General features: G+C 77.6%; 1 protein-coding gene (only partly in view). It reads right to left on the bottom strand.

Going from position 1 to position 13,961, the window contains the following annotated elements:
- A protein-coding gene (locus tag ACFXDE_RS06760; RefSeq protein WP_380491595.1) for a type I polyketide synthase crosses the window boundary here: on the bottom strand, nt 1-13,735 show its beginning. 14,351 nt of this gene lie to the left of the window's left edge; the window shows 13,735 of its 28,086 coding nt (coding positions 1-13,735); its start codon is at nt 13,733-13,735; its stop codon lies beyond the left edge, outside the window.
- Nucleotides 13,736-13,961 lie beyond the last annotated feature (226 nt).

A 13,961-nucleotide genomic window follows, 5' to 3' on the forward strand; every position in this document is an offset into this window, starting at 1 on the left:
CGCCGCGGGCGCGGCGGTGCTCGGCGAGCGCGTTGAGGTAGGCGTTGCCCGCCACGTAGGCGGCGTGCCGGCCGCTGCCCCACATGCCGGCGGTGGAGGAGTACAGCACGAAGGCGTCGAGCTGGTCGTCGGGCAGGAGCTCGTCGAGGTGGCGGGCGCCGGCGGTCTTGGCGTGCAGGACCTTGGCGAAGGCCTCGTGGGTGGTCTCCTCGATCGACAGCAGCTCGATGACGGCCGCGGTGTGCACGACGGTGCGCACCTCGTGGCCGGCGGCGGCGAGCTCGGCGAGCATCCGCGCGACGGCGTCGCGGTCGGTGAGGTCGCAGGCGGCCATCTCGGCCGCGCAGCCCGCGGCGGCGAGCTCGGCGAGCAGTTCGGCGGCGCCCGGCGCGGTGGCGCCGCGGCGGCTGGTGAGCACGATCCGCTCCGCGCCCTCGGCCACGAGGCGGCGGGCCAGGTGCGGGGCGAGGGTGCCGGTGCCGCCGGTGATGAGCACGGTGCCGCGCAGCGGCCCGGCCTCCCGGCGGGCGGCGGCCTCGGCGCGCACGATGCGGCGGGCGTAGGCGCCGGAGGGGCGGATCGCCACCTGGTCCTCGTCGCGGGCGGCCAGCACGGCGGCCAGCCGCTCGCCGGCGCGCCGGTCGAGCGCGTCGGGCAGGTCGACGACGCCGCCGAAGCGCTGCGGGTGCTCCAGGGCGGCCGTCCAGCCGAGGCCGTGGACCTGCGCCTGCACCGGGTTGGCGACGGTGTCGGTGCGCCCGGCGGCGACGGCGCCGCGGGTGACCAGCCACAGCGGCGCGTCCTGCCCGGCGTCGCCCAGGGCCTGGACCAGGGCGAGCGTGAGCGCGACGCCCTCGGGCAGGGCGGGGTGGCGCTCGCTCGGCCGCTCGGCGGCGGCGAGCAGCGAGACGATGCCCGCGAGTTCGCCGTGCGTGAGCAGCGCGGCGAGGCGCTGCCGGTCGGTGCAGGCGTCGTCCAGGACGAGCCGCTCGACCGTCGCGCCGTGCGCGGTCAGCGCCTCGGCGATGTCCTCACCTGCGGCGGCCTCGCCATCGCCGTCCCGAGCGGTGACGAGCAGCCAGGTGCCGTCCAGGCGGGCGGTCGCGACGGTCAGCGGCTTCCACGTCGCCCGGTAGCGCCAGGAGTCGAGCGTCGAGCGCTCCCGCCGGCGGCGGTGCCAGTCGGACAGCGCGGGCAGCACCGGTGCGAGCGCGCCGCTGTCGATGCGCAGCCGGGCGGCCAGCGCCTCGACGTCGGCCTCCTCGACGGCGTTCCAGAACTCGCCGTCCTCCGGCTCCCCGCCGGGGCGCGGCGCGACGGCCCACAGGTGCTCGTGCTGGAAGGCGTAGGTGGGCAGCGGCACGCGGCGCCCGCCGGCGGTGCGGGCGGACCAGTCGGCCCGGCCGCCGCGGACGAAGGCCTCGGCGAGCGAGGCGAGGAAGCGGTCGGTGCCGCCCTTGTCGCGGCGCAGGGTGCCGACGGCGGTGGCGCGGTCGCCGCGGTCCTCGGCGGTGGCCTCGATCGCCATGGTGAGCACGGTGTGCGGGCTGACCTCGACGAACAGGCCGTGGCCCTGCGCCATCAGCTCCCGCACGGCCGGGTCGAAGCGGACCGGGTTGCGCAGGTTGCGGTACCAGTAGCCGGCGTCCATGGCGGTGGTGTCGAGCCAGTCGCCGGTGACGGTGGAGAAGAACGGCACCTCGGCGGCGCTCGGGCGCACGGGGGCGAGGTCCGCCAGCAGGTCGTCCCGCAGGAGTTCGACCTGGGCGGAGTGCGAGCCGTAGTCCACGCTGATCCGCCGGGCCCGCAGGCCCTCGGCCTCGAACTCGGCCATCAGTTCATCGAGTTCACCGGCCGGACCGGCGACGACGACGGTCCGCGGCCCGTTCACGGCGGCGACGGCGAGCCCGTCGAAGCGCGAACGCAGCCGCTCCTCGGCCTCCTCGGCGGACAGCGGCACCGAGACCATCCCGCCGGAGCCCGCCAGGACCCGGCCGATGAGCCGGCTGCGCAGGGCGGCCACCCGGGCGCCGTCCTCCAGGGAGAGCGCCCCGGCGACGACGGCGGCGGCGATCTCGCCCTGGGAGTGGCCCACCACGGCGTCCGGGTGGATGCCGTGGGCGCGCCACAGGTCGGCGAGGGCCACCATGACGGCGAAGGTCGCGGGCTGGACGACGTCGACCCGGTCCAGCGCGGGCGCGCCCTCGGCCTGGCGCAGCACGTCGAGCAGCGACCAGTCGACGTGCGCGGACAGGGCCGCCGCGCACTCGGCGATGCGCTCGGCGAACACCGGCGACTCGTCGAGCAGCCGGGCGCCCATGCCGGCCCACTGGGAGCCCTGGCCGGGGAAGACGAAGACGGTGCGGCCGCCGTCCTCGGCGAGGCCCTGGACGGCGTTCGGCGCGGAGGCCCCGGCGGCGAGCGCGGCGAGGCCCTCGCGCAGTTCGGCGGGGTCGGCGCCGAGCACGACGGCGCGGTGCTCGAAGAGGGCGCGGGTGGTGAGCAGGGTGTGGGCGACGTCGTGCGGGCGCAGGTCCGGCTCGGCGTCGAGGTGCTCGGCGAGGCGCGCGGCCTGGGCGCGCAGGGCGGCGGGGGTGCGGGCGGAGAGCACCCACGGCAGGACGCCGCCGGCCGCCTCGACGAGCGGAGCCGGGACGGCGGCGGGCGCCTCCTCCAGCACGACGTGCGCGTTGGTGCCGCTGATGCCGAAGGAGGAGACCGCGCAGCGGCGGGTGCGCTCGCCGGCCGGCCACGGCGTGGCCTCGTCGAGCAGGGTGACGGTGCCCGGCGTCCAGTCGATGTGCGAGGACGGCTCCCCGGCGTGCAGGGTGGCCGGGAGCACGCCGTGGCGCAGCGCCTGGACCATCTTGATCACGCCGGCGACGCCCGCCGCCGACTGGGTGTGGCCGATGTTGGACTTGACCGAGCCGAGCAGCAGCGGACGCTGCGGGTCGCGGTCGCGCCCGTAGGCGGCCTGGAGGGCCTGGGCCTCGATCGGGTCGCCGAGGGCCGTGCCGGTGCCGTGCGCCTCGATGGCGTCGACGTCGTCGGGGGTGAGGCCCGCGTTGTGCAGGGCCTGGCGGATGACGCGCTGCTGGGAGGGCCCGTTGGGCGCGGTGAGCCCGTTGGAGGCGCCGTCCTGGTTGATCGCGGAGCCGCGGATGACGGCGAGCACCTCGTGGCCGTTGCGCTCGGCGTCGGAGAGCCGCTCCAGGACGACGACGCCGACGCCCTCGGCGAGGGTCATGCCGTCGGCGGCCTCGGAGAAGGCCTTGCAGCGGCCGTCGGCGGCGAGGGCGCGCTGGCGGCTGAAGGCGATGAACGCGTTCGGGTTGGTCATGACGGTGGCGCCGCCGGCGAGCGCGAGGGAGCTCTCGCCGCCGCGCAGCGACTGGCAGGCCAGGTGCAGCGCGACGAGCGACGAGGAGCACGCGGTGTCGACGGTGACGGCCGGGCCCTCCAGGCCGAACAGGTAGGCCAGGCGCCCGGAGAGCACGCTCGGGCTGGTGCCGGTGACGGCGTGCCCGGCGGAGCTGTCGTCCATGCCGAGCCCGTACTCCTGGTACGTGGACCCGATGAAGGTGCCGGTCGCGCTGCCGTGGACGGAGGTCGGGTCGATGCCCGCGGATTCGAGGGCCTCCCACGTGGTCTCCAGCAGCAGGCGCTGCTGCGGGTCCATGGCGAGGGCCTCGCGCGGGGAGATGCCGAAGAACGCGGCGTCGAACTCGCCGGCCTCGTGCAGGAACCCGCCCTGGGTGGAGTAGGTGCGGCCGGGGGTGTCCGGGTCGGGGTCGTAGAGACCGGTGTCCCAGCCGCGGTTCTCCGGGAACTCGGAGATGGCGTCGGTGCCCTCGGCGACGAGCCGCCACAGCTGGTCGGGGCTTCCGGCGCCGCCGGGGAAGCGGCAGCCCATGCCGACGATGGCGATCGGCTCGTCCGGGTCGGCGGCGGCGACCGGCGGCGCCGTCACGTCCTGCGGCCCGTCGAGCAGTTCGCCGCGCAGGAAGGCGGCGAGCGCGACCGGCGTCGGGTGGTCGAAGGCCATCGTGCTGGGCAGCGGCAGGCCGGTCAGCGCGGCGAGGCGCTTGCGCAGCTCGACGGCGGTGAGCGAGTCGAACCCGGCGTCGCGGAAGGCGCGCTTCTCGGGCACGCCGTCGACGGAGCCGTGGCCGAGGACGGCGGCGGCCTCGCGGCGCACCAGGTCGACGAGCAGGCGGTCGCGCTCGGCCGCGGAGCGGCCGCGCAGGCGGCGGACGAGGTCGGAGGCGGCCCCGGCGTCGGCGGCGGCGCCGCGGGCGAGGGCGCGGACCTCGGGCAGCTCGTCGAACAGGACGCTCGGCCGGGCGGCGGTGAAGACGGGGGCGTAGCGCTCCCAGTCGACGTCCGCGACGGTCACGGCGACGTCCTCGTGGACGATCGCGCGGCGCAGCTCGGTGAGCGCGGTCTCTGGGGCGAGGAAGCGCAGGCCCTGGCGGCGCAGGCCGTCGGAGACGGCCTCGTGGGCGGCCATGCCGGCGCCGGCCCACGGGCCCCAGGCGATCGAGGTGGCGGTCAGGCCGCGGGCGCGGCGGTTCTCGGCGAGGGCGTCGAGGTAGGCGTTGGCGGCGGCGTAGGCGCTCTGGCCGGCGCTGCCCCAGATGCCGGCGACGGAGGAGAACAGGACGAAGAAGTCCAGGTCGTGGTCGGCGAGGAGGGTGTCGAGGTGGGCGGCGCCGTGGAGCTTGGCGGCGGTGAGCGCGGCGACCTCGGTGACCGGGGTGTCCGAGAGCGGGGCGGCCTGGCCGACGCCGGCGGCGTGCACGACGCCGGTCAGCGGGTGCTCGGCCGGGACGGCGGCGAGGACGGCGGCGAGCGCGTCGCGGTCGGCGACGTCGCAGGCGACGACGGCCGCGGTGGCGCCGTGCTCGGCGAGTTCGGCGACGAGTTCGGCGGCGCCGGGGGCGTCCGGGCCGCGGCGGCCGGTGAGCACGAGGTGCCGGGCGCCGCTGCGGGCCAGCCAGCGGGCGACCTCGGCGCCGAGCGCGCCGGTGCCGCCGGTGACGAGGACGGTGCCGTCGGCGGTGAACTCCTCGGCGCGGGGCAGCTCCTCGACGGCGTGCCGCACCAGGCGGCGGCCGTAGGCGGCGCTGCCGCGCAGCGCGACCTGGTCCTCTCCCCCGCGGCCACCTCCGGCCAGGACACCGACGAGGCCCTGCACGGTCGGCGCGTCCAGCACCGGCGGCAGGTCGATCAGCCCGCCCGGCGCCTGCGGGCGCTCCAGGGCGGCGACCCGGCCGAGACCCCACGCGGCGGCCTGGGCGGGGTTGGTGAGCGGGTCGGCGGGCCCGGTGGAGACGGCGCCGCGGGTGACGGTCCACAGCGGCGCGGCGGAGCGCAGGTCGCCGAGGGCCTGGGCAAGGACGACGCCGAGGGCGACGCCCTCCGGCAGGCCGGGCCCGGGGACGGGCCGGTCGGCCAGCGCGACGAGCGACAGGATGCCGCTGAGATCGCCGAAGTCCGCGATGCGGCGGGCGAGTTCGGCGCGGTCGCGGCAGTCCTCGCCGAGTGCCAGGCGCTCCAGGCGGGCGCCGTGGCCGCGCAGGGCGTCGAGGAGTTCGGCGTCGTCGACGGCCTCGGTGGTGACGACCAGCCAGGTGCCGTCCAGCACGGGCGCGGCCGCCGGGCGGACGGGCCGCCAGTGGACGCGGTAGCGGGCGGCGTCGAGCTGGGCCTTCTCGTGCCGGGTGCGGCGCCAGTCGGCGAGGGCGGGCAGGAGGGCGTAGAGGCCGGCGTGCTGTTCGTCGCGCAGGCCGAGCAGGCCGGCGAGTTCGGCGGCGCTGCCGCGCTCGACGGCGCCCCACAGCGCGGAGTCGGCCGGGTCGGCGACCGGGGCGGCCGTCTCGGGCTCGGCCTCGGGCCAGTAGCGCTCGTGCTGGAACGCGTAGGTGGGCAGGCCGGTGCGGCGGGCGCCGGTGCCCGCGTACAGCGCGGCCCAGTCCAGGGCGTGGCCGCGCACGTGGAGCGCGGCGAGGGCGAGGGCGGCGGTCCGCTCCTCGGGGCGGCCGGCGCGCAGCAGCGGGACGGCCGCCACGGCGCCGTGCTCGATCGGTTCGGTCTCGGCCAGGACCTCCTCGGCGAGCGCGGACAGCACGCCGTCCGGGCCGAGTTCGAGGAAGGTGGCGGCGCCGGCCGAGCGGGCGGCGCGGACGCCGTCGGCGAAGCGGACGGCCCGGCGGACGTGCTCGACCCAGTACTCGGGCGAGCACAGCTCCGCCTCGGTGGCGAGCTCGCCGGTGCTGTCGGAGACCAGCGGGATGGCCGGGGCGCGGAACTCCAGCTCCGCGACGGTGCGCCGGAACTCCTCCAGCATCGGCTCCATCAGCGGCGAGTGGAAGGCGTGCGAGACGCGCAGCCGCTTCGTCCGGCGGCCCTCGGCCGCGAACTCCCCGGCGATGCGCAGGACTTCGTCCTCCAGGCCGGAGACCACCACGGCCCGCGGCCCGTTGACGGCCGCGACGGACACGCCGGGCACCAGGCGCGGCAGCACCTCGTCCTCGGTGGCCTCGACGGAGACCATGGCACCGCCCTCGGGCAGCGCGTCCATGAGCCGGGCCCGGGCGGCCACGAGCGCGCAGGCGTCGGCGAGCGACAGCACCCCGGCGCAGTGCGCGGCGGCGATCCCGCCGACGGAGTGGCCGAGCAGCACGTCGGCGCGCACGCCGAGCGAGGCGACCAGGCGGAACAGCGCGACCTCGACGGCGAAGATCGCGGGCTGCGCCCAGCCGGTGCGGTTCAGCAGCTCCTCGTCGTCACCGTGGAGGACCTCGCGCAGCGGGCGCTCCAGCCGGGGGCCGAACTCGCCCAGCACCTCGTCCAGCGCCTCGGCGAACACCGGGTAGCGCTCGGCGAGTTCGCGTCCGGTGCCGAGGCGCTGGGCGCCCTGGCCGGCGAACAGCACGGCGAGCTTGCCGGCGCCGGCCTCGCCCGCGACCAGCCCGGCGGCGGACTCGCCCGCGGCGAGGGCGGCCAGGGCGGCGAGCAGTTCGTCGCGGTCGGCGCCGACGGCCACCGCGCGGTGGTCGAAGCCGGAGCGGGTGGTGGCGAGCGAGAGGCCGAGGTCGGCCGGGCTCGCCGCCGGGTCCGCGGTGGCGAACGCGCGCAGGCGGGCGGCCTGGTCGCGCAGCGCGGCCGGGCTGCGGCCGGCCAGCGGCCAGAGCAGGACGGGCTCCGCCACGGCGGGAACGGTGTCCCGCGAGACGACGGCCGGGGCCTGTTCGAGGATGACGTGGGCGTTGGTGCCGCTGAAGCCGAAGGAGGACACGCCGGCCCGGCGCGGGCGGCCGGTGTCCGGCCAGTCCGCCTCCTCGGTCAGCAGCTCCACCGCGCCCTCGTCCCAGTCCACGTGGGAGGACGGCTCGGCCGCGTGCAGCGTGCGGGGCACGACGCCGTGCCGCATCGCCAGCACCATCTTGATCACGCCCGCGACGCCCGCGGCGGCCTGGGTGTGGCCGAGGTTGGACTTCACCGAGCCGAGCAGCAGCGGGAGTTCGCGGTCCTGCCCGTAGGTGGCGAGCAGCGCCTGGGCCTCGATCGGGTCACCCAGGGAGGTGCCGGTGCCGTGCGCCTCGACGACGTCGACGTCGGCCGTGGCGAGCCCGGCGGTGGCCAGGGCCTGGCGGATGACGCGCTGCTGGGACGGCCCGTTGGGGGCGGTGAGCCCGTTGGAGGCGCCGTCCTGGTTGACGGCGGAGCCGCGCACGACGGCGAGCACCTGGTGCCCGTTGCGGCGCGCGTCCGAGAGGCGCTCCAGCGCGATCACGCCGACGCCCTCGGACCAGCCGACGCCGTCGGCCCGGTCGGAGAACGCCTTGCAGCGCCCGTCCGGGGCGAGGCCGCGTTGGCGGGAGAACTCGATCAGCGAGGTCGGGGTGGACATCACGGTGACGCCGCCGGCCAGGGCGAGGGTGCACTCCCCGGCGCGCAGGGCCTGCATGGCCCAGTGCATGGCGACCAGCGACGACGAGCACGCGGTGTCGACGGTGACGGCCGGGCCCTCCAGGCCGAGCGTGTAGGACACGCGGCCGGAGGCGATGCTGGGCGAGGTGCCGCTGCCCTGGTGGCCCTCGAAGCGCCCGCCCGCGAGCAGCGCGGAGTAGTCGTTGTACATCACGCCGGCGAACACGCCGGTGCGGCTGCCGCGCAGCGACACCGGGTCGATCCCGGCCTGCTCGACCGCCTCCCAGCAGGCCTCCAGCAGCAGGCGCTGCTGGGCGTCGGTGGCCAGCGCCTCGCGCGGGCTCATGCCGAAGAAGCCCGGGTCGAAGTCGGCGGCCTCGTGCAGGAAGCCGCCGAAGCGGGTGTAGCTGGTGCCGAGGTGGTCCGGGTCCGGGTGGTAGAGCGACTCGACGTCCCAGCCGCGGTCGGTGGGCAGGCCGGAGATCGCGTCGGTGCCCTCGCGCAGCAGGCGCCACAGGTCCTCGGGCGAGGCGACGCCGCCGGGGTAGCGGCAGCTCATGCCGACGATGACGATCGGGTCGTCGTCGGCCGCCGCCCGCACGGGGGCCGCGGCGGCGGGCGCCTGCGCGCCCGTCAGGCCGTCCAGGACGTGCCCGGCGAGGGCGGTGACGGTCGGGTAGTCGAAGACGACGGTCGCGGAGGTGCGCAGCCCGGTGGCGGCGCTCAGGCGGTTGCGCAGCTCGACGGCGGTGAGGGAGTCGAAGCCGAGGTCCTGGAACGGGCGGTGCGGGTCGACCTCGGCGGCGTCGGCGTGCCGTAGGACGGCGGCCACCTGGGCGCGGACCAGGTCGACGACCGTCTCGGTGCGGGCGCGCTCGTCCAGCCCGGCGAGCCGGCGGGTGAGGGCGCCGGCCGCCTCGGTGGCGGTCACGGCAGCGCGGCGGGAGGGGGTGCGGATCAGGCCGCGCAGGAGCGGCGGCACCTCGCCCCGGGCGCGCAGCGCCGGGAGGTCGAGGCGGACGGGCAGCAGGACGGCCTCGGGGCGGGCGAGGGCGGCGTCGAACAGCGCGGTGCCGTCGGCCGCGGAGAGCGCCGGGGTGCCGAGCCGGGCGAGGCGGTCGAGGTCGGCGTCGGTGAGCCCGCCGGCCATCCCGCCGGTCAGGCCGCCGACGGGGGCCCACGGGCCCCAGCCGAGCGAGAGTCCGGGCAGTCCGGCGGCGCGGCGGGTGCGCACGAGCGCGTCCGCGAAGGCGTTGGCGGCGGCGTAGTTGGCCTGGCCGGCCGCGCCGACGGTGCCGGAGAAGGACGAGAAGACGACGAACGCGGCGAGGTCGAGGCCGCGGGTGGCCTCGTGGAGGTGCCACAGGGCGTCGGCCTTGGGCCGCAGGACGGCGGCGAGCCGTTCGGGGGTGAGCTGCTCGACGACGCCGTCGTCGAGCACACCGGCGGCGTGCACCACGGCGGTCAGCGGGTGCCCGGCGGGCACGCCCGCGACCAGGCGCTCGACGGCGGCGCGGTCGGTGAGGTCGCAGGCCTCGACCGCGACCTCGGCGCCCGCCTCGGCGAGCTGCGCCGCCAGGTCGGCGGCGCCCTCGGCCGCAGCGCCGCGGCGGCTCACGAGCAGCAGGCGGCGGACGCCGCGCTCGGCCACCAGGTGCCGGGCGAGGACGGCGCCGAGGCCGCCGGTGCCACCCGTGATCAGGACGGTCCCGTCCTGGTCCCACGCGGCGCCGGCGCCGGTCGCGGCCACCGCGCCCGCGCGGGCCAGCCGGGCCGCGAGCACGGCGCCGCCGCGCACGGCCAGCTGCGGCTCGTCGCCGCCGAGGGCGCGCTCGGGCAGCGGGCCGCCCGCCGGGTCCAGGTCGACCAGGCCGAACCGGCCCGGGTGCTCGGCCTGCGCGGAGCGCACCAGGCCCCACACGGCCGCGGCGGCCGGGTCGGTGACCTCGTCGTCCGCCGTGGTGGCGACGGCGCCCCGGGTCACGAAGACCAGCCGGCCGTCCGTGTCCGCGGTGAGCCACTGCTGGACCCGGGCCAGGGCCAGGGCCGTCAGCGCGTGGGCCGAGGCGACCGGGTCGGCCGGGTCGCCCGCGAGCGGCACGAGCACCACCTCCGCAGGTCCCTCACCGACCGTCGGCAGCACGCCGAGGCCGAGCGGGTCCGCGTCCGGCACGGCCACCGAGGCGGGCGCCTGCGCGACGCCGCGCGGCCGGGACCAGCGCAGCTCGAACATCGCGTCCCGCACCGGCCCGGCGCCCGCGCCGGCCAACGCCGGGAGCGCCCGCAGCAGCAGCGAGCCGACCGAGGCGACCGGGCCGCCCGCCGCGTCGGCGACCTCGACCGCGACCGCGTCGTCCCCCGTCGCGGACAGCCGCACCCGCACCACCGACGCGCCCGCGGCGTGCAGGCTGACGTCCTGCCAGGAGAACGGCACCCCGCCGAGCCCCAGGAACGCCGTCGCGTGCAGCGCCGAGTCCAGCAGCGCCGGGTGGATCCCGAACGCGCCGGCCTCGCCGCTCGCGCCCTCGTCCAGCGCGACCTCGGCGAACACGTCCTCGCCGCGCCGCCAGGCCGCGCGCAGCCCGCGGAAGGCCGGGCCGTAGCGGAAGCCCGCACCCGCGAGGCGCTCGTCCAGGCCGTCCAGGTCCAGCGCCTCGGCCCCGGCCGGCGGCCACTCCGTGAACTCCGTCGCAACAGCGCCCTGTTCGCCCGGCACGAGGATGCCGTCGGCGTGCTGCGTCCACGGGGCGTCCTCGTCGACCTCGGGACGGGCGTAGACGCCGACGGTGCGCCGCCCGCTCGCGTCGGCCCGTCCGGCCCACACCTGCACCTGCACGCCGCCCTGCTCGGGCAGCGGCAGCGGCGCGGTGAGCGTCAGCTCCTCGACGCGCTCGCAGCCGACCTCGTCGCCCGCGCGCACGGCGAGCTCCAGGAAGGCCGTGCCGGGCAGCAGGACGGTACCGTCGACGGCGTGGTCGGCCAGCCACGGGTGGGTGCGCAGCGAGAGCCGGCCGGTCAGCAGCAGGCCGTCGGTGTTGGCGAGCGAGACGGCGGCGGCGAGCAGCGGGTGGTTGGCCGAGCCCAGCCCGGCGGCGCGGACGTCGCCGGTGCGCGAGAGCGCGCTCTTCGGCCAGTAGCGCTTGTGCCGGAAGGCGTAGGTGGGCAGCTCGGCGCGGCGGGCACCGGTGCCCTCGAAGTAGGCGTCCCAGCGCACCGGGACGCCGCGCACGTGCAGTGCGGCGAGGGCCTCGGTGAGCGCCTCGGTCTCGTCGCGGCCGGGGCGCAGCGCGCCGAGGGCGGTCACCGGCTCGTCGAGGGCGCCCTGGGCGAGCGCGGCGAGGGCGCCGTCCGGGCCGAGTTCGAGGAACAGGGTGGCGCCGTGGCCGCCGAGCCAGCCGGTGGCGTCGGCGAAGCGGACGGCCTGGCGGGCCTGGTCGGCCCAGTAGCCGGCGGAGGTGAGCTGCTCGACGGTGGCGGGCGTGCCGGTGAGGGTGGAGACGATCGGGATCGCGGGCGCCTGCGGGTCCAGCGCGGCGACGACGGCGCGGAACTCGTCGAGCATCGGGTCCATGAGCGGCGAGTGGAAGGCGTGCGAGACGCGCAGGCGCCGGACCTTGCGCCCGAGTGCGGCGAAGTGCGCGCCGACGGCCTCCGCCGCGGCGGTCTCGCCCGCGACGACGACGGCCCGCGGGCCGTTGACGGCGGCCAGCGACACGCCGTCGCCGAGCAGCGGGAGGACCTCGTCCTCGCCCGCCTGCACCGCGATCATCGCGCCGCCGGCCGGCAGGGCCTGCATCAGGCGGGCCCGGGCGGCGACCAGGGCGCACGCGTCGGCGAGGGTGAACACGCCTGCGACGTGCGCGGCGGCGATCTCGCCGACCGAGTGGCCGGCCAGGAAGTCCGGGCGCACGCCCCAGGACTCCAGCAGCCGGTACAGCGCGACCTCGACGGCGAACAGCGCGGGCTGGGCGTGGCCGGTGCGGTTCAGCGCCTCCTCGTCGGCGCCCCAGAGCACCTCGCGCAGGGCCGGGTCGAACCCGGCCAGCACCTCGTCCAGCGCGGCGGCGAACACCGGGAAGCGGGCGGCCAGTTCGCGGCCCATGCCGAGGCGCTGCGAGCCCTGGCCGGCGAACAGGAAGGCGAGCTTGCCGCGGCCCTGGGTGGCGCCCAGGACGGCCCGGCCGTCGCCCTCGCCGGCCGCGAGCGCGGTGAGCGCCGCGACGGCCTCCTCGCGTCCGGCCGCGGTGACGACGGCCCGGTGCTCCAGGGCGGCCCGGGTGGTCGCGAGCGCGTGGGCGAGGTCGGCGTCGGAGCCCTCGGCGTCCGCCGCCAGGAACGCGACCAGCCGCTCGGCCTGGGCGCGCAGCGCCTCGGGGGTGCGGCCGGAGACCAGCCAGGGCAGTGTCCCGGCGTCGACGGCCGCCTCCGCCTCCGGCGTCTCCTCCGCCGCCGGGGCCTCCTCGATGATGGCGTGCGCATTGGTGCCGCTGAGGCCGAAGGACGAGACGCCCGCCCGGCGCGGTTCGGCGCCCTGCGGCCACGGCGTCGCCTCGGTCAGCAGCCGGACGGCGCCGGACTCCCAGTCGACGTGCGTGGACGGCTCGTCCACGTGCAGGGTGCGCGGCAGCAGCTCGTGCCGCAGCGCCAGCACCGTCTTGATCACCCCGGCCATGCCGGCCGCGGCCTGGGTGTGGCTCAGGTTCGACTTCACCGAGCCGAGCAGCAGCGGGCGCTGCGGGTCCCGCCCGCGCCCGTAGGTGGCGAGCAGCGCCTGGGCCTCGACCGGGTCGCCGAGGACGGTGCCGGTGCCGTGCGCCTCGACCGCGTCGACCTGGTCGGCGGAGAGCCGGGCGTTGCGCAGCGCCTGCTCGATGACGCGCTGCTGGGACGGCCCGTTGGGCGCGGTGAGCCCGTTCGAGGCGCCGTCCTGGTTGACGGCGGTGCCGCGCACGACGGCCAGCACCCGGTGCCCGTTGCGCCGGGCCACCGACAGCCGCTCCAGGACGAGCACGCCGACGCCCTCGGCCCACCCGGTGCCGTCCGCGGAGTCGGCGAAGGAGCGGCAGCGGCCGTCCGAGGCCAGGCCGCCCTGGCGGGCGAACTCGACGAAGGTGGTGGGCGTCGACATGACGGTGACGCCCGCGGCGAGGGCCATGCCGCACTCCCCCGCGCGCAGCGACTGCGCGGCCAGGTGGAGCGCGACGAGCGAGGAGGAGCACGCGGTGTCGACGGTGACGGCCGGACCGACGGCGCCGAGGACGTAGGAGAGGCGGCCGGAGATCACGCTGGTCGCGTTGCCGGTCAGGACGAAGCCCTGGACGTCGTCGTCCGGCCCGGTGCGGTAGTCCTGCGGCATCGCGCCGACGAACACGCCGGTGCGGGTGCCGCGGACGCTGCTCGGGTCGATGCCCGCGCGCTCGATGGCCTCCCAGGACGCCTCCAGCAGGACGCGCTGCTGCGGGTCCATGGACAGTGCCTCGCGCGGCGAGATGCCGAAGAAGCCCGGGTCGAAGTCGGCGGCGCCCTGCAGGAACCCGCCCCGGACGTCGACCGGCCCGTCCGCCGGGTCGAGCTCCCAGCCGCGGTCGGCGGGCAGGCCGGTGATGCCGTCCTCGCCGGCGACCAGCATCGCCCAGAGGTCCTCGGGAGCCGCGACCCCGCCGGGGAAGCGGCAGCTCATCCCCACGATGGCGATCGGCTCCCGGGCGGCCGCCTCCAGCTCGTCCACCCGCTGCCGGGAGCGCTGGAGGTCCGCGCTGGCCCGCTTGAGGTAGTCCCGGAGCTTCTGTTCCTTGTCCATCATCGACGCAACCCATCTGGAAGACCGGCGAACGGCAGGGATCCGCTTGAGGACGGCCCGCGTGCCCGGCACGCGCGGCGCTCGCATTCCCGCACTCCAGCGCCCAGTCTCGATCCGGCCCGCGCCGAATTTCCCTAGGGTCTGCCTCCGGGCGGACGACGGGAGGCCGGAGGCAGACCCCAGGGTCTGTCGATCTTGCTCCAACGCCCCCCGGACTCTAGGGATT

Origin of the sequence: Kitasatospora sp. NPDC059408, assembly GCF_042751525.1 — a bacterium.
Lineage (GTDB): Bacteria > Actinomycetota > Actinomycetes > Streptomycetales > Streptomycetaceae > Kitasatospora.